At 41.3% G+C, this 20,022-nt stretch carries 17 protein-coding genes; 12 read left to right on the forward strand and 5 right to left on the reverse strand.

Going from position 1 to position 20,022, the window contains the following annotated elements:
- The first annotated feature begins 119 nt into the window (after positions 1–119).
- From MUO15_RS18055 to MUO15_RS18080, 6 genes are all read left to right on the forward strand, one after another.
- Positions 120–1,799 (forward strand): long-chain-fatty-acid--CoA ligase, encoded by a 1,680-nt coding sequence (locus MUO15_RS18055; protein WP_245031472.1) that lies wholly within the window; start codon positions 120–122, stop codon positions 1,797–1,799.
- A 131-nt stretch (positions 1,800–1,930) separates the two neighbouring features.
- Positions 1,931–2,794: a branched-chain amino acid ABC transporter permease gene (locus MUO15_RS18060; protein ID WP_245031474.1), complete on the forward strand. Its 864-nt coding sequence runs from the start codon at positions 1,931–1,933 to the stop codon at positions 2,792–2,794.
- Positions 2,795–3,832 (forward strand): branched-chain amino acid ABC transporter permease, encoded by a 1,038-nt coding sequence (locus MUO15_RS18065; protein ID WP_245031477.1) that lies wholly within the window; start codon positions 2,795–2,797, stop codon positions 3,830–3,832. It begins immediately after the preceding gene.
- A gap of 3 nt (positions 3,833–3,835) precedes the next feature.
- Positions 3,836–4,600 carry an ABC transporter ATP-binding protein gene (locus MUO15_RS18070; protein ID WP_245031479.1) on the forward strand — a complete coding sequence of 255 codons (765 nt, stop codon included), beginning with the start codon at positions 3,836–3,838 and terminating at the stop codon, positions 4,598–4,600.
- On the forward strand, positions 4,593–5,300 hold the full coding sequence (locus MUO15_RS18075; RefSeq protein WP_245031481.1) for an ABC transporter ATP-binding protein: 708 nt from the start codon (positions 4,593–4,595) through the stop codon (positions 5,298–5,300). Before MUO15_RS18070 ends, MUO15_RS18075 begins: the two co-directional genes overlap by 8 nt.
- Before the next feature lie 88 nt (positions 5,301–5,388).
- Positions 5,389–6,612 (forward strand): ABC transporter substrate-binding protein, encoded by a 1,224-nt coding sequence (locus MUO15_RS18080; RefSeq protein WP_245031483.1) that lies wholly within the window; start codon positions 5,389–5,391, stop codon positions 6,610–6,612.
- Between the two features lie 421 nt (positions 6,613–7,033).
- Here MUO15_RS18080 and MUO15_RS18085 read toward each other — a convergent pair whose 3' ends face one another.
- From MUO15_RS18085 to MUO15_RS18095, 3 genes are read right to left on the reverse strand one after another with little or no spacing between them, the layout of a single operon-like run.
- The gene (locus MUO15_RS18085; protein ID WP_245031485.1) at positions 7,034–8,236 is read right to left on the reverse strand and encodes an iron-containing alcohol dehydrogenase; all 1,203 of its coding nucleotides are present in this window, start codon (positions 8,234–8,236) and stop codon (positions 7,034–7,036) included.
- 37 nt (positions 8,237–8,273) lie between these two features.
- Entirely contained in the window at positions 8,274–9,803 is a 1,530-nt protein-coding gene (locus MUO15_RS18090) for an aldehyde dehydrogenase family protein (RefSeq protein WP_245031487.1), read from the reverse strand.
- Between the two features lie 31 nt (positions 9,804–9,834).
- Positions 9,835–10,704, reverse strand: coding sequence for a R2-like ligand-binding oxidase (locus tag MUO15_RS18095; RefSeq protein ID WP_245031489.1), 870 nt, complete (start codon positions 10,702–10,704; stop codon positions 9,835–9,837).
- Positions 10,705–10,828: 124 nt separating this feature from the next.
- On the opposite strand from MUO15_RS18095, the gene MUO15_RS18100 reads away from it, so the two are divergent.
- A complete protein-coding gene (locus MUO15_RS18100) occupies positions 10,829–11,515 on the forward strand; it encodes a helix-turn-helix domain-containing protein (RefSeq protein ID WP_245031491.1) in 687 nt (228 codons plus the stop codon).
- 182 nt (positions 11,516–11,697) lie between these two features.
- Here the strand turns inward: MUO15_RS18100 and MUO15_RS18105 are convergent, their stop codons facing one another.
- The gene (locus MUO15_RS18105; RefSeq protein WP_245031493.1) at positions 11,698–12,111 is read right to left on the reverse strand and encodes a hypothetical protein; all 414 of its coding nucleotides are present in this window, start codon (positions 12,109–12,111) and stop codon (positions 11,698–11,700) included.
- Positions 12,112–12,257: 146 nt separating this feature from the next.
- Positions 12,258–13,568 (reverse strand): RNA polymerase factor sigma-54, encoded by a 1,311-nt coding sequence (gene rpoN, locus MUO15_RS18110; RefSeq protein WP_245031497.1) that lies wholly within the window; start codon positions 13,566–13,568, stop codon positions 12,258–12,260.
- A 413-nt stretch (positions 13,569–13,981) separates the two neighbouring features.
- Between rpoN and MUO15_RS18115 the strand changes: the two genes are divergently transcribed.
- The 5 genes from MUO15_RS18115 to MUO15_RS18135 all read left to right on the forward strand — a co-directional run bounded on the left by MUO15_RS18115 (position 13,982) and on the right by MUO15_RS18135 (position 19,821).
- Positions 13,982–15,193 carry an acyl-CoA dehydrogenase family protein gene (locus MUO15_RS18115; RefSeq protein ID WP_245036081.1) on the forward strand — a complete coding sequence of 404 codons (1,212 nt, stop codon included), beginning with the start codon at positions 13,982–13,984 and terminating at the stop codon, positions 15,191–15,193.
- Between the two features lie 114 nt (positions 15,194–15,307).
- Positions 15,308–15,640 carry a DUF3870 domain-containing protein gene (locus tag MUO15_RS18120; protein ID WP_245031500.1) on the forward strand — a complete coding sequence of 111 codons (333 nt, stop codon included), beginning with the start codon at positions 15,308–15,310 and terminating at the stop codon, positions 15,638–15,640.
- 240 nt (positions 15,641–15,880) lie between these two features.
- Positions 15,881–17,152, forward strand: a complete 1,272-nt coding sequence (locus tag MUO15_RS18125) for a hypothetical protein (protein ID WP_245031502.1) — start codon at positions 15,881–15,883, stop codon at positions 17,150–17,152.
- A 51-nt stretch (positions 17,153–17,203) separates the two neighbouring features.
- Positions 17,204–18,901: a sigma-54 interaction domain-containing protein gene (locus MUO15_RS18130; RefSeq protein ID WP_245031511.1), complete on the forward strand. Its 1,698-nt coding sequence runs from the start codon at positions 17,204–17,206 to the stop codon at positions 18,899–18,901.
- Complete coding sequence (locus tag MUO15_RS18135) at positions 18,898–19,821, forward strand: ketopantoate reductase family protein (RefSeq protein ID WP_245031513.1); 924 nt, start codon at positions 18,898–18,900, stop codon at positions 19,819–19,821. The genes MUO15_RS18130 and MUO15_RS18135 overlap by 4 nt, the downstream gene beginning before the upstream one ends.
- Positions 19,822–20,022: the final 201 nt, after the last annotated feature.

A 20,022-nucleotide genomic window follows, 5' to 3' on the forward strand; every position in this document is an offset into this window, starting at 1 on the left:
AAACTTTACGTGAGGGGAAGAGCCGTTTAAATAGCGGGTCATCCATAAGGGAGCCGTTGCCTAGTAAGCTACTCGGTCATCTACCAAAAAATTTCCGATAGTAAAAAGGAGAGATACTCATGCAAACCCGCCACTTTGAATTCTGGCCAAAATTATCAAAGTCCATAACTTTTCCTGAGACTCCTCTTATTGATAATCTAACGGTTTCTGCGGCCAGATATCCTAATCACGAGGCGATTTATTATTATGGCCAAACTATAACGTATCGTCAGCTGATGAAAGAGGTTGAATCTCTGGCTGGATACTTGCAGCAAAACTTAGGGGTTGCAAATGGGGAAAAAGTATTGTTGTTTATGCAAAATTCTCCTCAGTTTGTGATCGGTTATTATGCGATTTTAAGAGCGGGAGCTGTTGTGGTCCCGATCAACCCGATGCTGAAGACCAATGAGCTTGAATTTTATGTGAAGGATTGCGGAATCGAAAATGGAATCATCGGTCAAGAGCTGGTTGAACAAGTGCAACCTTTAGTGGATAGCACCTCACTCCAAAACCTTGTGATCGCATCTTATTCGGATTACAAGGGGGAAGATTTTGACGAAATGTTACCGGCAGAAGTGGCCGCTCCTCGAGCATCCTTTGATCATCCCCATTTCTTCTTGTGGGAGGATGCCATACAAGCAGGGGCTAGGCCTGGCAATCAAAATAGCAATGCCGATGACCTTGCTGTTCTCCCTTATACTTCGGGAACAACTGGTCTTCCTAAAGGGTGCATGCATACGAACCGAACCGTCCAGGCGAATACAGTGGGAGCGTATCACTGGTCTCGTTCGACAACTCATTCGAAGAGTCTTATGACATTACCATTGTTTCACGTAACGGGTATGGTCCACAGCATGCATATGCCGATTTTCAGCGGAAGTACCATGGTGATTATGACGAGGTGGAACCGTGAAACAGCAAGGAGACTGATAAAAGAACAACGATGTACGCACTGGGTGACCATTAGTACGATGTTAATTGATTTCCTTGCCAATCCTGATGTGAAAGCAGAGGATCTTACTTCATTGCTAGGCATTTCTGGAGGAGGAGCTGCCTTCCCTAAAGCTGTTGGAGAGAAGCTGTATCAACTAACTGGCCTTGAGTTTGCGGAAGGCTATGGTTTGTCCGAGACGATTGCTCAAACACACTTTAATCCACCTGAGCGCCCGAAAATGCAATGCCTAGGAATCCCTTCGTTTGATGTAGATTCTCGTATTATAGATCCAGTAACAAATGAAGAAGTTAGAACAGATGAAATAGGGGAAATTGTTGTTAATGGCCCCCAGGTTATGGTCGGTTACTATAATCGGGAAGATGAAAATGAAGCGTCGTTTATCGAACTTGAAGGGAAATCTTTCTTCAGGACAGGTGATATAGGTCGTGTTGATGAAGAGGGATATTTCTTCATTGTCGACCGTGTCAAACGAATGATCAACGCTTCAGGGTATAACGTTTGGCCTACAGAAGTGGAATCCTATCTATATGATCATCATGCTGTCAAGCAAGCCTGTGTGGTTGGAATCCCCGATCCACGCAAAGGGGAGAACATTAAAGCTTTCGTTATTTTGAATGAAGAGTTCGAAGGAGAAATAACGGAAGAGGAAATTATTGAATGGTCTAAGCAACATATGGCTGCTTATAAATATCCCCGTGTTGTTGAATTTAAAAAGGAATTTCCGACAACGAACAGCGGTAAAATTTTATGGCGTAAGCTGCAGGAAGAGGAAAAAGAAAAAGTCGAGGGGACAAATAAGTCGTAATCGACAAGTTGCTGGGTAGCTGGCAATTAATAATTGTTTAAGCAAATGGGGTCAGTATTGCCCATAAGCAAAAGCAAGTTCAATCTGGCCTCATTTTACTTTGAAAAATAAGTGGCTAAAGGGGGAGTAAAATGGATATTTTAACACAGCAACTTTTTAATGGGTTAACAATAGGAAGTGTTTATAGCCTGGTAGCTTTAGGTTTAACCCTCGTTTATGGTATTTTACACATTCCTAACTTTGCCCATGGAGCTTTGTATATGCTTGGGGCTTATATAACGTTAACATCAATGCTTTTATGGGATTTTAATTACTGGCTGGCCATGGCCATTTCCGTTCTAGTCGTTGGATTGCTTGGTGTATTAATGGATCGCCTTGTTTTTCATCAGTTGAGAAATGCACCTCCTATACACGACAAAATCGCTGCGATTGGTATATTATTGTTTCTCGAAGCCTTAGCTCAGTTAATTTGGGGAGCTGATTATCGTAGTATGGATACGCCTTACGGGGAGGTTATCAATGCTTTTGGTTTAACTGTGACCATGCAAAGGGTTCTCATAAACATTGGGGCGATTGCTGTCATGATTATGTTATACCTGTTTTTGAAAAAGACATTCATTGGTTCAACGATTATCGCGATGGCTCAAAATCGTCAAGGCGCCCATCTGGTAGGAATTAATACAAATAAAGTTGCCATGTTGACCTTTATGATCTCTGGCGCGTTAGCCGCTATTGCTGCTTCGCTTTCGGCACCTATTAATCTGGTTTTCCCTGGCATGGGACACCTGGTTATTTTGAAAGCCTTTGTCATTATCATTCTCGGAGGCATGGGGAGTATTCCTGGTGCGATTCTCGGTGGCTACATTCTCGGCTTCAGCGAGAGCCTCGGTGCTACTTATATATCAAGCGATTATAAAGACATCATTGCCTTTGTGTTATTAATCATCATTCTATCATTTAAGCCAAAAGGGTTATTTTCCAGGGAGGGATTCTAAATGTCATCACTTCTAAGGAAAAGAATAATAATCATTGGCTTAATTGCCATCGCCGGGATTTTTCCGTTTATCACGCAAAATGAGTATTGGCTTCACATTTTAACCTTATCGTTTATCTGGATGATTGCCGTATATGGACTGAATTTACTAGCAGGTTATACTGGCTATTTGTCTCTAGCTCATGCGGGTTTCTTTGCAATTGGGGCTTATTCATTAGGTCTGTTAACAGTTAAAGCTGGTGTGGGTTACTGGGCTGCCCTGGCTCTAGCTTGTTTGATTACTAGCTCCATTGGTTTGTTAATTGGATTAATTGCACTTAGAACAAAAGAACACTTTTTTGCAATCTATACACTATGTGTCGGATATGTTATCTACCTAGTTATTGACAAATGGGATAGTTTAACAGGAGGGGTTCGCGGTTTGATCGGCATTCCCGCGCCTTCTAATATAGGTCCGATCTCCTTCCAGAGTCCACTCTCACAATATTATCTTATTCTATTTTTCCTTTTACTCACTGTTTTTGTTATGTATCGAATCGTTCACTCTCTCACTGGGCGAACATTCATTGCGATTAGAAATAGTGAAGAACTGGCGCAAACAATAGGAATATCAACAATGAAAAACAAGTTAACCGTTTTTGTCTTATCCACTTTTTTCGCAGGTTTAGCTGGTGCATTGTATGCCTCCTTCATCCGATTTATTGGTCCAGATATCGGCTACATCACCATTATCTTTGATTTTCTAACGTATTTGCTGGTGGGAGGAATCGGCACACTGGCAGGTCCGATAGTTGGAACGTTCCTTGTTGTTTGGGTATCCCAATCCCTTCAGTTTTTACAAGATTCTCGAATGCTCATTTTCGGACCTCTCTTAACATTGCTTATCATCTTTTATCCAAGGGGAATTGTGGGAGCCCTTTTTGAGTGGAAGATGAAACGATCTTATAAAAAGAAAAAGCAATCCTCAAAAGCCGGGCATTCGAAAGGTCAATATACTGATTCTCAATCAGAATCTGAGCAAAAGGTTAAGGAGGGGTGAGTCTTGTTCTTAGAAACGAAGAATGTAACGAAACAATTCGGTGGCCTAGTTGCTGTAAACAACGTCGACTTCTCCATAGAGAAAGGGAAGATTAACGCGATTATTGGACCAAACGGGGCGGGGAAATCAACTTTCTTTAATTTGGTTAGTGGAACCTATCCCCTAAGCTCTGGCCAAGTTACTTATAAGGGGAAGGATATCACAAAGCTTCCTTCTAATAAGATTGCCGAACTTGGCATAGCAAGAACGTTTCAGACGACCAACCTATTTGAACAATCTACTGTCCTCGATAACGTTATTGTAGGCCATCGATTACGTACAAAATCAAACCTAGTTGATGCTATTTTAAGGACGAAACGATTTAAGAGGGAAGAGCAAAAATGCAGGGATAAGGCGATGGAGGTTTTAGAGTTTGTCGGATTAACAAGTATTGCTGACAAAATGGCTGCCAATGTCACACAAGAAGAGAAAAAGCGTGTGGCCTTTGCCCTTGCTTTAGCCACTGATCCCGAAATCGTTTTCCTAGATGAACCGGCAGCAGGTATTAACCCAGATGAAACGGAAGGCCTTGCTGAATTGATGAGAAAAATGGTACAAAAAGGAATTACTGTTTGTTTAATTGAGCACAAAATGCAAATGATTATGAAACTGGCTGACAACATTATGGTTTTAAACTACGGTGAAAAGATTGCTGAGGGCACCCCAGATGAAATTATGAACAACCAAACAGTTATAGAAGCTTATTTAGGGGGCGACGCCAGTGCTTAACCTTTCAAACCTATCTGTCAAATATGGCAGCTTTACCGCAATAGAGGATGTGAATGTCGAGGTGGGGGAAGGTGAATTTGTTGTTTTACTAGGTTCGAATGGCGCAGGAAAAAGTACGATATTCAAGGCGATCAGCGGTCTTGAGAAACCTAGTGGAGGGAAAATTATCTTTGAAGGTAACTCGATAGGTGGTCTGTCACCGGAGCGTCTTGTCAAATCAGGAATTGTTCATTGTGCGGAAGGCCGAGAACTATTTCCAAGGATGACCGTCCATGAAAATTTGATCATGGGAGCATACGTTCACCGAAAAAAGAAAAAGGAAATCAAACAGTCAATAAAGGATGTCTATGAGTTATTCCCGATTTTACATGAAAAAAGAGAGGATGCTGCCGGGTCCTTAAGTGGCGGACAACAGCAAATGCTGGCAATTGGCAGGGCTTTGATGGCAAAACCGAAACTGATGCTGTTAGATGAACCATCGATTGGTTTGGCTCCTTTAATTGTTGAACAAATGTTTGATGTAATTCAACAGATTAATAAAGATGGTACTACGATTCTATTGGCAGAGCAAAATGCCAATGCGGCATTAAAAATTGCCAATCGAGGCTATGTTTTTGAAAATGGTTCCATCGTTGTACAAGGGACATCTGAAGAACTGTTTACGAATGATGAAGTGCGCAAGGCATACATCGGTGCCTGATGCTAATTTCTACTTAGGAAGGGGGCTGATCCTTTACTAGCATTGCCCATTAGGTTATGTGAATACCATTTTAAGAGGAGGAATTAGAATGAAGCAGTTCCGATTACTAGCCTTATTGATTGTGTTAGCCTTTGCGTTTGTTTTGGCAGGATGCGTTGAAAACCCAGATAATGAAGAGGCTAGTGGTGGTGAAGTAGAAACGGAAACAGAGGCTCCTGCTACGGAAGAAGGGGAAAAGGTAGTGAACATCGGCTATAGTGGTCCACTGAGTGGTCCAGCGGCTTACTATGGGGAACGTACACTGAATGGTCTTCAAATGGCGGCCGAAGAAATTAACGAAAACGGTGGTTTTGAGGTTGATGGGCAGACGTATAAACTTAATCCAGTTGCACTAGATGATAAGTATTTACCTAATGAAACGGCAGCGAATGCAAAAAGGCTACTGCAAGAAAACGAAACACCAATTATATTTTCACCCCACAGCGGTGGAATAAAAGCCATGCAAGTGTTTAATGAAAGAGAAGACTTCCTGATTGCAGCATACTCGAGTGAACCCGCTATCACAGAGGCTGGAAACTCCCTGACTGTCAGAATTCCTCCTCGATATGATGGGTACATGGAGCCTTTCACCACTTACTCTATGGAGCGATTTGGTAAGAAAATTGCTGCTATCCCTACCGCATCACAGTACGGTAAAGACTGGACGGAAACATTATTACCTTACTGGAAAGAGCAAGGAGGAGAAGTCGTTTACAATTCTTCCGTTGATTTTTCCAAGGATACGGATTTCTTCACGATGGTAACGAATGCATTAGAAGAAGAACCTGATGTATTATTTATTGGAGGTCCATCTGAACCAACAGCAAAATTAGCAGAACAAGCCAGGAAATTAGGATTCGAAGGCGGATTTATTATCATGGACCAAGCCAAGCTTGATGAGATGAAGAATGTAACAGGTACGTATGAAACCTTTGAAGGGGCTATTGGAGTCATGCCGCTAGTCAATGCAGATTATCCAGGTACCCCGGAATTCGTAGAGAAATATAATGAGAAATACGGTGAAAACCCAGGGTCAGAAGCGGGCTTCCACTATATTGCAACCTATATCTTTATGGAGGCCATGAAAGCAGCTGGCACCGTTGATGATCCAAAAGCGATTCGAGCACATATCGAAGAAGGAATAGCTCAAATACCTGAAGAAAAACAAGTCTATTCCATTTCTGGAATTGGAGAAGATGGAGGATTTATAACAGGATTAAGTGTCGCAGCTGTTGAAGATGGAGAAATTGTATCCATCGAAGTTGAAGAGTAGGGTATGTCAGTTTACAAAAGTAAAAAAGCCAATCGGTGCACTCCTCGCATCGATTGGCTTTTTGTATTTATTATTCATATCGACTTGTGCTCAAGTGAAAGTATACAGAGGGGGCGGAATTAGATGAGTAAGCTAGTAGAACGCAACTGAATCTGAAGTTGATGGCGCGATGGTGCGTGCATGGAAGTGGCAGGTGAATGAGATTCTCCCCTAAATCTCATTGATTCCTACCAAGCCATTGAGGATTCTACCTAAATTTGGACTTATTCTGTCAAAAATTTCTGGTATTCTAACTAAATTCAAGTAGATTCTTCCCTAATAGCAAAAAGGATCAAATCCAAACAGCTGGATTTGACCCTTTTATAAACTACCGCTAGAAAAGCTTCAAGACTAGGATTGGGCGCTTCCACTACCCAAAATCCTATAAAGTAATCTCGGATCCCGAAACTTCCTTTACAACTCTTCCGATAATTTCTTCTGGAATACGGAAGAAGACACCAGAAGGATCTGATTGGACAGCGGTGACAATCTCTTCTAATTGATTAAGATCAATGTTTACTTCTTCAAAAGTGCTCGCTAGCCCAATATGACTTCTGAGCTCACGAATATAGGTTGTCACTTGTTGAAGACACGTTTCGGGAGAATCTGAGATATTTTCAATCCCGAGAGCTTCTGCGAAACCGTTGATTCTTGGTAGATACATAGCTGGCAGGCTTTCCATCACATTTGGTAAAAGAACAGCATTTGCCAGACCATGAGGGATTCCGTACCTGGCTCCTAGTGCATGGGCAATGTTGTGAACGGGTATCGCATTTAGGGCGAGACTGAATGCAGAGATAGCCATCGAACTGGCCATTAGCATATTCGCCCGAGCCTTAATATTCTCGCCTTCATGAACAGCTTTTGTAATGTTTTCTGTGATCATTCTGGTAGATTGCAATGCATAGGCATCTGTCATTGGGTTGGCATCAGGAGAAAAATAGGCTTCAACCGCATGTGTCAGGGCATCGAATCCAGTGAATGCCGTGATTTTTGGAGGCAGTCCAACGGTTAATTCCGGATCCAGGACAGCCAGATCTGCATTAATAAAAGGGTGAATGATGTTTACTTTCACGTTGGCATTTTCATTATAAATAACAGAAATCGGGGAGACCTCTGCACCCGTTCCTGCGGTTGTCGGTACCGCTACATGTGGAATGAAGCTCGGCTGTACATCCGGCCAGGATTCAAGTACATTTCCTAAGAGGTGCTCATGGATATCTGAGAACTTGTTGTGCAGCATCCATTTTACCCCTTTGACTGTATCTAGCACACTGCCGCCTCCAAGGGCTAATAAAGCATCACCATTATTTTCTTTGAAAAATTGGACGGCTTGGTTGATGACAGACGATTTTGCATCCTGAACAATGTCATCAAAGACACCTGCGAGTTCGACATCCCCAGGCATCAGTTCAAATAACTCCGTGATTTTTTCTGTCACGCCTGCCTCTGTTAACCCTTTATCTGTGAATAATATGACCCTTTTCCCGCCGAGGCCTTTGATCAATTCTGGAAGCTTTGTACGCGAACCAGCTCCGTTATGGATAACAGTTCGGACGGAAAATTGGAAATAAGATGTTACCATAAGATCACCTACTTTTTTAGATTGGGCAAATTCATCATTACGAGTCTGTTCCTAAAAGAATTCCATACCATGCTCTTTTCTCAAGCTCAGGAACAAGAGAGGTATGAACATGCTTCGTTTGTGTATATTCGTCAAGGGCATGCCGACCAAGTTCACGACCAAAGCCGCTTTGCTTATAGCCACCAAATGGGGCATCACTTCTAAACATATGCCAATCATTGATCCAAATGGTCCCGGCTTTTAAGTCCTTTGCGATTTGTAGTGCCTTGTTGACGTCTTTGGACCAAACTCCGGCTGCAAGTCCGTATATCGTATCATTGGCAAGTTTAACTGCTTCTTCTACATCGGAATAACGAATGACAGACAGAACAGGACCAAAGATCTCTTCCTGTGCAATCTTCATGCTATTGTCTACATCAGCAAAAATGGTTGGTTCTACGTAAAAGCCATGTTTCAGTTCTGCATCTTCCGCGCGTTTCCCGCCACAAATTAAGGTGGCGCCTTCCTGTTTGCCTGTTTCAATATAACTGAGTACCCTTTCCAATTGTTGCTCTGAAATAAGTGGCCCCATTCCTGTTGTCTTTTCCAGAGGATGTCCTAATTTTATTGTAGAGGCGGCTATCTTCAGTTTTTCAATCACCTCATCGTAAATGGAATCGTGGACCAATACCCGTGTCCCAGATTCACAAATTTGTCCGGAATGAAGGAAAACACCGAACAAAATCCCCGGAATGGCTGTGTCTAGATCAGCATCTGGTAAAACGATCGCAGGCGATTTGCCCCCTAGTTCAAGGGATACCTTTTTCACCGTCCCCGCGGCTTGCTGCATAATGTTCCGTCCCACTTCTGTAGAGCCGGTAAAAGCTACCTTGTCCACCTCAGGATGTGTCACGAGTGCTTCTCCCGTGCTTGAACCAGGACCTGTCACAACATTGAAGACACCTGCTGGAATTCCGGATTCAACAGCCAATTCCGCTAATTTTAATGTAGTCAGTGGTGTGTAGGAGGCTGGTTTAATCACGATGGAATTGCCCATGGCGAGCGCCGGAGCAATTTTCCACATCGCGAGAATCATCGGAAAGTTCCAAGGTGTGATAGCTGCGCATACACCAATAGATTCTCTCCAGACTTGATTATCGCTCGGGCCTGGAAAAGTTTTTGTCGGTAAAGATTCTACATACCTATACTCACGTGCGAATTTTGCTGTTTCCTGAAGGAGCTCAACAATTTGCAGGATATCTGAATTGGCAATTCGATTGACTGTACCGCCGGAACTAATGGACTCGAGGTAAACGAGTTCCTCTGTGTGTTCAGCAATTTCGTTTGAAAAATGGATCAGAGTACGTGCTCTTTCTTGCGGTGATTTTTTCGACCAAATACCAGAGTCGAAGGCCTGGCGAGCTGACCGGACGGCTACATCAACATCTGCTTTCGTTCCTTTTGCTACATGAGCACATACTTGTCCTGTTGCAGGATTTGTGATCTCGAACGTTTCACCATTTTTGGAAGGGTTCCAGCTTCCATTGATATAAAGCGGGAAATGCAGGATATCCGTTTTCGTTGACATCAATAAACCTCCTCGTTTTTTGATTTACAATTCACACACTTTCCTTCGGCTTATAGATTTCCTCGATCGTTTTTCCTCTTGCCCGGGCAACTTTTTCAAGACGGATCGCTAATTGGTTTTGCGAGAACCTGACCGTTTCCTCAAGCGGAACATCATAAGCAGATTGTTCGGCACCTTCCTGATTTAATTGCAGTGACAATGGCGCAAGGTCGTTCAATTTTTGTGTGATGTGGTCATACAAATGTGGGTGTTCGCAGACAAGGCGCTGCAGTAAGAAGGTCCCGTAAGCAATATGCCTCGACTCGTCCCGCTTCAAATACTCAATCCCTTTCATTAGACCAGGCATCTTGCCAAATGAATCAAGCATTCTATAAAATGACCAGTAGCCTGTTTCTGCAAGAACTCCTTCAACAAACATGTTATACACGACGGCAGCTTCCGCGAGTGCTTCAGGAGATTCGTCGGTATGGAGGCGGTTCATCGCCTCAGGTAAAATCTCGTAAAAAATCTGCTTATACGTATCACTATGGAAATGGGAGAGATCCCCTTGTTCCCCAATCACGTTCAAAACGATGCGAAAAAACTCAGTATGTTTGGCTTCTTCAAATAGAAATGTTGTCAAAAACATTTCCTCTTCAATCCGTCCTTGCTTGGCGATTAACATGATCTCCGGTAAGAGATCGAGCGTAACGGCTTCTTCACCTGCCTGAAACTGGGAGATGAGCCGTAGGATGGACTGTTGCTGGGGTGCCGTTAACGTCTTCCAATCTTCTTTGTCTTGTGTGAAATCAATATCCCTTGGGTCCCAAACACCTAATCTTTTTGCCTTTTGATACAATCGAAATGGGAACGAGTCTTCCTTGAGGCCACGTGCGCTTGTCGTCAAAATTTGGTCTCTCATTTTTCAACCCCTCTGCTAAATTTTGAATTTACTGAATATTTTTGCTAAAATGTAAGCACTTACATTGATCATAGTATAAGTTTACGACCATTTATATCCCTGAAAATGTAGGGAGGGGAAGCCGATGAACGCTGAGTTGATTGGAAATTATGTGAAGGGGATTAATCCTGCAGAGCAACATGATAAGAAGGTGCACACAGCTGTAAAGGGTTTTGTTGAGTTGTTTCCGTTTTTACGTGTATCGTTATTTGGGTATTCACCATTAAGTTTTATCGGTGAGGGGATCATCAGAATGGACGGATCGGGAGTCTATGGAATGAGTGATATTCGGGAAGACATCAGAGCGATCCCGCCCGTCTATTCGGTTGTTCACTCCAAAAGAGCGATGTTTGTCAGTAATGCAGAAGAGGAAAATTCTTTACCTGAAAAGTATGTCCACCGATTTAAATTATCTTCTCTGATGATCGTGCCAGTCATACAGTCTTCAACAGTCATCGGCGGCATTTTCTTGGACAGATATACCGGAGCTGGACTGCCAACAAGAGAATTGATCACCTCCCTGGAGCAGTACGGGAAATGTTTGGGGCAACTTTTATATGAACCAAGCGATAAGAAGGTACACTTAAGCAAGCGTGAAACGGAGGTGCTGCAAGAGTTGGCTTTTGGTTATTCGATAAAAGAAATTGCCGGGTCGTTTGGAATTAGTCCGTTTACGGTCAGGGATTACGTTGGCTCTGCCTTGAGAAAGCTGAATGTAAAACATCGTGGTCAGGGGATAGCCGAGGCAATCCGGCTGGGGTTAATTCATTAATTTTCATCCTTTTTATAACGAAAGAGGTTATAAAGGAGTGTGTGTAAACGGATAGATATGAGGGATTATCCAACATAATAAACAAAATGACTGAGCAAAAGGCAAAAGAAAAACCGTTTAAGAATGATGATGGCATGGCAATCTGTGAAAGTATGCAATATGGGGGATGAAGATCCGATTAATTAGGTTTTATTTTCTAGTATGTCTTTTATAATGGCAATATGAAAGGAAGCCCATGCCCTTTCGCGAAAGTGGAGAATGACACTCATTGTTAGGATTAGTATATAAGATACAACGAAAACCACCCCCCATGGGAGCATCCCATTACTAAATATAAACTCTTGTAATTGTGCAGAAAATAGAAATAACAGCCATGGTCCGGTAGAAACCAAAATAGGGATAATCCCTGATCCGTTCTTTTCTTTTATCATGCGATAAAGTATTTTTTCTAATGTATCTGAATCAATGGTTAAATAGAAGCGTTGGATATCCGTCACTTCTTTAATTTCTTCGATTTTATTAAAGGAGTGGTTTCTTTCACATGTCTTTTTAAGTTTAATATAAAACTTATGCGCATCACCACGAAACACAATCATTGATCCCTCCATCGAGTTTCTGCGTAATAACAGAATTAACATATCGCTATCTTTTTATGCATTCCCTCCGTCTTTTTCAGGTAACCAAAAAGAGTGGAGTCTGATCTAGAACTCACTCTTTTCACTGATTCAATTAAATGTCCTTTTTAAACCTTACGCTTTGATGATGATAAAATATTTAATTCTTCCCTATACTTGGCGATCGTTCTCCGTGACACGTTAACTTCCTCCTGGTCCCTAAAGTATGCGGAGATTTTTTGATCAGAAAGTGGTTTTCTCTTATTCTCGTTCTTAACCAATTGCTGTAACAATGCTTTTACTTTAGCCGCAGAAGTGCCGGTCTCGTCTTTTCCAAGTTTGGAAGAGAAAAACATTCGAAGCTCAAATGTCCCCATAGGTGTTTGAATGACTTTATTTTTTGTTGCGCGGCTAACCGTTGATTCGTGAACATCGATTTCCTCGGCGACATTCTTTAACGTAAGCGGTTTAAGCGAGGCAACACCGTTAGTTAAAAAATCAATTTGTTTATCAATCATGACCTCGGTAATTTTTAAAATGGTCAAGCGGCGTTGTTCTATACTTTTTACTAACCATAAATATTTTTGATAGTGTTTATTTAGGTAGTTGGATGCCTCGTTGTTTTGTCCTAGGTATGTTGTGTACTGTTTGTTCATATTTACTGTTGGTATGAACTTATCGTTAAGGGAAATGGTGTATTTCTCTCTCACCTTTTCTATGATAATATCTGGAACTTGATATCTTATGGGTGTACGATAAATATCAGCGCAAGGTTTAGGATCAAGACTTTGAATGAGAGTAACAATGGATTTAACCTCTTCAAACGGTATTTCCAGGGAGGAGGAAATTTCCTTCCATTTGTTATTAGCAACTAGCTCAAGATAATCGGTAATTACTTGCTCAGTCATTCGATCGTTAGGGTGATATGCTCGTAATTGTAATAATAGACACTCTTTTAATCCTCTGGCTCCAACACCTGCGGGCTCAAGTTGTTGAAGGAGGTCGATGGCGTATAGGGATTTTTGTTCAGTAACATTTAATAATTGGGAAATATCTGATGTACTTAATGGCAAATAGCCATTTTCATCCAGGTTAAGAATTAGATAACGCAATATAGTCCGTTCTCTTTCCTCAATATCAAGAAATTGTGCTTGTTCTAATAAATGCTCCCACATCCCTTTATCTTCACTTTTCAGATAATCAAGCGGGTTTACTTCGGAATGGGTATTTAGGGATTTTGAATGACTTTTAGAAACGGGATAGTCTTCCCTGAAGGAGATGTCATGATTATTTTCTTCTAGTTCAATTAGTGGGTTTTCCATTGCTTGTTCCTGAATGAACTGTTCCATTTCCACCGTACTATATTGAAGCATTGTTATCGCTTGGTTTAAGTCGGGCGTCATCACCATTTTTTGTTTTTGTGAAAGTTCTAATTTCACTTCTATCACCCCTTTGAATACGCTTACAAAAAATACAACTGTAAAAGAGATCCAATTGTAGATCTTCTGAAATCTTCTTCTGATCAGTAAAGGCCAATAATGCTGACATCTTACTAAAAAAAGGCTTATGTTTATTATATATGTTTTTGTCGATCATTTCATTTTGAAATTTTAAACCTAGACAGAAAATTAAAATAATTATATAATGGTACTACAATGTTCACTCCTAGAAAGATCACCTCTTTCATGACCAGTGAATCCGAAGTTTCGTTTAGCAAAATGAATGACTACGACTGTGAATCTTCGTGCCCTCATTAGCGTGGGGAATTTAACGTGGATCTAAGCCAGTGATATCAAGCTTTCTTTGATATGGCTGGCTTTTTTAATTTAAAAAAATTGGAGGGATTTGAATGATGAATTTTGAATTAACGGAAGAACAGGAAATGGTTAGAAAAATGGTGCGTCAATTTGTCGATAAAGAAATTAATCCTTATATACAGGGTTGGGATGCTGAGGGACATTTTGAGCCGTCGATCATGAAGCGTTTAGCTGATCTTGATTTAATGGGGGTCTGTATTCCCGAACAATATGGCGGCAGTGGAATGGACTATAATACGCTGGCCATTGTATGTGAGGAGTTAGAACGCGGGGATACAGCCTTCAGAACGGCGGTATCTGTACACACAGGGTTAAATAGTATGACACTATTACAATGGGGAAATGAAGCACAAAAGCAAAAATATCTCACCCCGCAAGCGAAAGGGGAAAAGGTAGGAGCTTTTGGGTTAACAGAACCAAATGCTGGCTCTGATGTTGCCTCACTACAGACAACGGCTGTCAAAGAGGGAGATCATTATATTTTAAATGGGCAAAAAACTTGGATCTCGCTTTGCGATTATGCCGATCACTTTCTCGTTTTTGCCTATACGGATAAAGATAAAAAGCATAGAGGAATCTCCGCCTTTATTGTGGAGCGGACCATGCCTGGCTTCTCCTCCAAAGCCATTAAGGGAAAATTGGGGATTAGAGCAGGAAACACCGGAGAAATATTTTTTGACAGCGTGAAGGTGCCAAAAGAAAACCTTCTTGGGGAAGAAGGGGAAGGATTTAAAATTGCTATGGCTGCTTTAGATAACGGTAGATTTACGGTAGCTGCTGGTGCGTGTGGTCAAATTCTTGCATGTATTGAAGAAAGTATTAACTACTGCCATGAAAGAAAAACTTTTGGAAAAGAAATCGGGAAGCATCAGTTAGTTCAGCAAATGCTGGCCAAAATGGAGGCAGGTTACCAGATGTCCCGGCTACTCGTCTTTCGTGCCGGCTCCTTAAAGAATCAAGGGAAGCGGAATACAAGAGAGACATCACTGGCGAAATGGCAGGCTTGTGACTATGCTAATGAAGCGGCCAATGACGCTGTCCAAATTCATGGAGCTTACGGATATTCAAATGATTATCCAGTTGAACGGTTTTTAAGAAACTCTAAGGCACCTGTTATCTATGAGGGCACAAGGGAGATTCATACCGTGATGCAAGCTGAATACCTTCTCGGATACCGATCAGATAAACAATTGTCCAACTCTTTACCCGTTTGGCCATTTGAAGAAGCGAAAGAAGAAGTGAAATAGAAGAAAAAGTATGACTATGTGATGAGTTTCCTATGATCTACTTTAAAAAGAAGGAATTTTCAAATTTAAAAGAGAATGTTTTAAAGTAGATTACTCATAAAAAGGGGTAGAAAAATGGGAAACTCACAGATACTTTTTATTGCCGGCCATGCAAGACTGCCAGAAGGTATGGCAGCCCAAAACATGTACGAAACCATTACGGTTACTGCTGAGGTAGATCGTGTATATGGTGTCGTTTTAGAGGCATCATGTACACTTGCTACGGAGCATGGCAGAGACTATATTGGGAAGATCTTAAAAGGGTTTAGTCTGCGCCATGATATAGAGGAAGTTATTAAATGCATAGAAGAACAGTATTATGGAAAGGCAGCAAATGCGATTATTGCTGCCCTAAAGGATTTACACTATCAATTTCAGCAAGTGAAACAGGTACAGCGCCCCTGCTAAAGGGTACAAATAAAAATGTATTAATTCAAAACAAGACAGAGCTTTCACTGTAAGGATCAGTGAAAGCCATCGTTTTTGTGTCAGAAAAAAGAATGGGTGAGATGGGTGAAAACGACCTATTTGTTTAGCATTCAGAAATGGAAAGTAATCATCATCTTAACTATGTGCTTTCTCTACATATTTCATTTCTTTTTTCCAGCGAAATCACTTTTTTACCTATTGTCAGGTTGTGGGATTTTCGTGTTTTTAATAAGTTCGTTTTTTGTCCGTGGGATCCCAAAGTACATTACCCTGATGTTACTATTACTAGGTTTTATAATTAACGGAATGTACAAAGAACAACCATTTGCTGCCAGCCTTCAGGGGATTCAACAGAATCTGCCACTTTTAACTTTAATCATCCTTGTGCCGATGCTGTCCATTCCGTTAAAAACAGGCGGTTATTTTCATTCACTCCATTATTTTTTAAAAAAGTGGGAGAACAATCCTAGACTTGCTTTCTTCGGTCTTTCTAGCTTTATTGCGTTAATAAGTCCGATCTTAAACATGGGCTCAGTCAAGATGGTCCATGAAATGGTTGAAAAATTAACTATTAATCCAATGATTCTGGGGAAATCTTATTTAATTGGATTTTCATCTGCTATGCTTTGGTCGCCTTACTTTGCTTCAGTTGCTATAGTTTTACACGAAGTAGGAGGAGAGATTAGCGGATACATAGGAATAGGGCTGACCGTAGCTGTCATTCAATTAGGAATCGGGAATCTATTATTCAGGAACTCCTCTAAAAAGTTGTATTTACCTAGTGATGAGAAGGAAGGCAGGGAAGGAAGTAAGGCTTTGGCTGTTGGGGAAGAGGAAGGAGATCCAAGCACCCATGTGAAAAGTATTGCGAAACTTCTTGGAATGCTCGCGGCTTTAATCGCTTCTTTATTAGTACTAGAGTATCTTACTCACATTTCCATGCTAATGCTCGTCAGTTTAATAGCAATCATTGTGCCAATCTTGTGGGGCACACTCACTTTCAAGTGGAAACAATTGTTCTTTGAGTGGAAAAATTACACCCGGTCTGTTTCACTGATGGATAATGAAATCACGTTATTTTTAAGTGCCGGATTATTTGGAAGCGCTATTACAAATACGGTGTTTGCTGATCGTATTCAAGCTTTTCTGATGGGCTTTGCCGAAGCTTCTTTCCTATTATTTGTTCTTGCTATTTTTGTGATTGTGCTCATGTTTGCTTTCATTGGGGTTCACCAGATCGTAGTCATCCCGATTCTGGCTGCACAAGTTTCAGCGGCAAGCCTTGGTATTTCCCCAGAATTTTTGGCTCTCATTTTCATTATGTCCTGGTCAATGACGGCTGTATTGTGTCCGTTAAATGCGATTAACATTATTGTAAGTAAATGCCTGCGGCGCAACGGGCTGACTGTAGGTTTTCGATGGAATGGAGCCTATATTATGAGCTTGGTCAGTTTGGTCATCGTCGTGATTACAGTCTACGGTTTTTTGTGAAAAACGTCATTTTCCACCGAGAGAAGTTCTAAAAACGGAGGCGATGAAACAGTGATTCTAATTGAAGTAGTCGAGCAGATTCCCCTACCAGCTGTCGTCATTAATCAAGATGGTCTCGTTCTTTCCTACAATCATTTGATGGAATCTAGTTTACAGGGAGGAATGGCAAGAGGTATAAGCCTGCAAGGTGCTTTTTCACGATGGGAAACGAGCGCCCATTCAAAAATTATAATGGCAGAGTCCAAGGGGAAACGCTTCGTTTTTATTGAGGGACCATTGGACGGTACGAATGATGTCTTGCTGATCGGTACAGAAACATCGGAGCTGTCTGCACTAGTAAACGAGAACAAAGAGCTTAAAAATTTAACCCGGGAGTTAGATGCCATTATCGAAAATTCATATGACGGTATCTATATCACTGATCACACAGGGGTTACATGGAAAACGAATTCAGCGATCGAGAGAATCACAGGTATCCCGAAAGAATATTATATCGGTAAACATGTGGATGCCCTGATTAAAAGGGGAATCTTAAAAAGCTCCGTCACTCCGAAGGTCGTCAAACAGCGGAGGACGGTTTCGCTCGTCCAGGATAATTATGCCGGAAAAGAAACCTTAATCACGGGTACCCCGGTGTTTAATGAAGAAGGTGATGTTGAAAAGGTTGTCACCAATATTAGAGATTTATCAGACCTGAATGAGCTGCAAGCTGAGTTGAGTAAAATGAATAAGTTAAATGATAAGTACAAAAAGGAATTGGATTTACTAAAGAATAAGTCAGATCGACTAGATGGTATTGTCGTAAACAGTGAGCGAATGAAAATGATTTATGACACGGCTGACCGAATAGCTGATGTTGATGCGACCGTATTAATATTAGGTCAAACCGGTGTCGGGAAAGACATTCTTGCCAAACACATATTCACAAACAGTGTACGCTCTAAGGAAGGGGAATTTATTAAAATAAATTGCGGCGCCATACCGGCCGACCTCTTAGAATCGGAATTGTTCGGTTATGATCGTGGTGCCTTTACCGGAGCTAATCGTCAAGGGAAGCCAGGGATGTTTGAGATGGCAGACAAAGGCGTGCTTTTTTTAGACGAAATTGGTGAATTACCGTTAATGCTTCAGGTTAAATTATTGAGGGTTCTTCAGGAAAACGAGATTCAAAGAATTGGCGGAACAAAGCCGAGAAAAATAGATGTTAGAATCATTGCCGCTACGAACAGAAATCTGAAGGATATGGTAGAAAAAGGAGACTTTCGTGAGGATTTATATTACAGACTGAATGTGCTGCCAATTTTCATTCCACCGTTGAAAGAACGTCGCGATGACATTTTACCTTTGATCCAAACCTTTCTAAAGCAAGCAAATGAAAAGTACCATATGAGTAAAAAGATAGACAGCAAGCTAAAGGATTTCTTTTTTACCTATGACTGGCCCGGGAATTTGAGGGAACTTTCTAATCTTATCGAAAGATTAGTTGTAACTACACCTACCGATATCATACAGTTGGAAAATCTCCCTTCTGAGTATAGTGAATCTAACGAAACAGTCGCAGGTCCCGCTTCGATTGTGTCCTTAAAGGAAGCAACAGAAATGGCGGAAGCGAAAGTATTGCGCTTAGCTGTAGAAAAATACCAGAACACTTACGAGATGGCGAAAGCATTAGAAACAAGTCAGCCGACGATTGTTAGAAAACTGAAGAAGTACAACCTAAATTGTAAAAAAGGGGAGGGCCACGAATGAACATAGGTGTTGCTGGTGCAGGAGCAGTAGGTTGTTATTTTGGCGGATTGCTAAAAAAGGCGGGCCATCATGTGACCTTTTTAGCCAGGGGCAGCCACCTTACTGCCATGAAGGAAGATGGTTTATTCATTCAGAGGGAGCAGGATACCATACATATTACGAATGAATTCACCAATGATCCAAGTGATCTAGCTGATTCGGATCTCATCTTATTCTGTGTAAAGTCGAATGATACAGAAGGCATGGCGCAACAGCTCCGAACTAGTTTGAATAAACACGCGCTTATTGTAACCATGCAGAATGGCGTAGAGAATGAGGAAATGCTTAAAGCGATTTTTGACACCGACCGAGTGCTATCTTCCGCCACTTACGTCCAAGCTTTTGTGGAAGCGCCAGGAAAGATCCGCCAACAAGGGAGAGTGAAACTCGTTGTGGGGGAATTAGGGCAATCAACAACTAGTGAGTGTTTAGCAATTGTAGAAGAATTTCAAAAAGCCGGAATAGATACGGTTCATTCTGCTAACATCCTTGAGAGAAAATGGCATAAACTGCTATGGAATGCCACTTTTAATCCGTTATCAGCCGTTTCAAGTGCTCGAGTAGGACAAATTTTAGACGATGAAAATCTACGAAAAACAGCAGGGACTATATGTTCTGAAGTAGTAGAGGTGGCGGTGAAAACGGGGATTCCACTTGATCGAGAAGCAACAATAGCCAAGATCTTCTCCAATGCGGAACTTGCTAGAGATCATCAAACTTCGATGCTGCAAGATCGTCTTCAAGGAAAGCGCATGGAAGTCGAAGCCATGTGTGGATTTATCGTCAGACAATCAGCTGACCTTGATGTTTCCGCGCCTACCCTCCACTCCATTTATAGTATTCTAAACTTTTTTGACCGAAAATATGTTGAGGCTAAATGATTTGATTCATTTTTGAATTAAATCATTCATTTTTAAATCAACATGATCCCCTTTAAAATGTCAAATTGATTTGTTTTTGAATTGTGGTCGCACATAGGCATAGTTAAAGCTCCCTGCTAGCGCTAAAAATTATTACTCTAAATCCCTAAAAGGCTGCAGTGTGCAGTCTTTTTTTATATGTTTTTGACCGAAAAGAAAAGT

The sequence above is a fragment of the Halobacillus amylolyticus genome (genome assembly GCF_022921115.1).
Taxonomy (GTDB): domain Bacteria; phylum Bacillota; class Bacilli; order Bacillales; family Halobacillaceae; genus Halobacillus_A; species Halobacillus_A amylolyticus.

What these genes read in the sequence shown, in the direction of transcription:
- MUO15_RS18060 (WP_245031474.1), top strand. Translation starts at nt 1,931, where the DNA reads ATGGATATTTTAACACAGCAACTTTTTAATGGGTTAACAATAGGAAGT.
- MUO15_RS18065 (WP_245031477.1), top strand. Translation starts at nt 2,795, where the DNA reads ATGTCATCACTTCTAAGGAAAAGAATAATAATCATTGGCTTAATTGCC.
- MUO15_RS18100 (WP_245031491.1), top strand. Translation starts at nt 10,829, where the DNA reads ATGAACGCTGAGTTGATTGGAAATTATGTGAAGGGGATTAATCCTGCA.
- MUO15_RS18090 (WP_245031487.1), bottom strand. Translation starts at nt 9,803, where the DNA reads ATGTCAACGAAAACGGATATCCTGCATTTCCCGCTTTATATCAATGGA.
- MUO15_RS18105 (WP_245031493.1), bottom strand. Translation starts at nt 12,111, where the DNA reads ATGATTGTGTTTCGTGGTGATGCGCATAAGTTTTATATTAAACTTAAA.
- MUO15_RS18080 (WP_245031483.1), top strand. Translation starts at nt 5,389, where the DNA reads ATGAAGCAGTTCCGATTACTAGCCTTATTGATTGTGTTAGCCTTTGCG.
- MUO15_RS18055 (WP_245031472.1), top strand. Translation starts at nt 120, where the DNA reads ATGCAAACCCGCCACTTTGAATTCTGGCCAAAATTATCAAAGTCCATA.
- MUO15_RS18095 (WP_245031489.1), bottom strand. Translation starts at nt 10,704, where the DNA reads ATGAGAGACCAAATTTTGACGACAAGCGCACGTGGCCTCAAGGAAGAC.
- MUO15_RS18085 (WP_245031485.1), bottom strand. Translation starts at nt 8,236, where the DNA reads ATGGTAACATCTTATTTCCAATTTTCCGTCCGAACTGTTATCCATAAC.
- MUO15_RS18135 (WP_245031513.1), top strand. Translation starts at nt 18,898, where the DNA reads ATGAACATAGGTGTTGCTGGTGCAGGAGCAGTAGGTTGTTATTTTGGC.
- MUO15_RS18115 (WP_245036081.1), top strand. Translation starts at nt 13,982, where the DNA reads ATGAATTTTGAATTAACGGAAGAACAGGAAATGGTTAGAAAAATGGTG.
- MUO15_RS18120 (WP_245031500.1), top strand. Translation starts at nt 15,308, where the DNA reads ATGGGAAACTCACAGATACTTTTTATTGCCGGCCATGCAAGACTGCCA.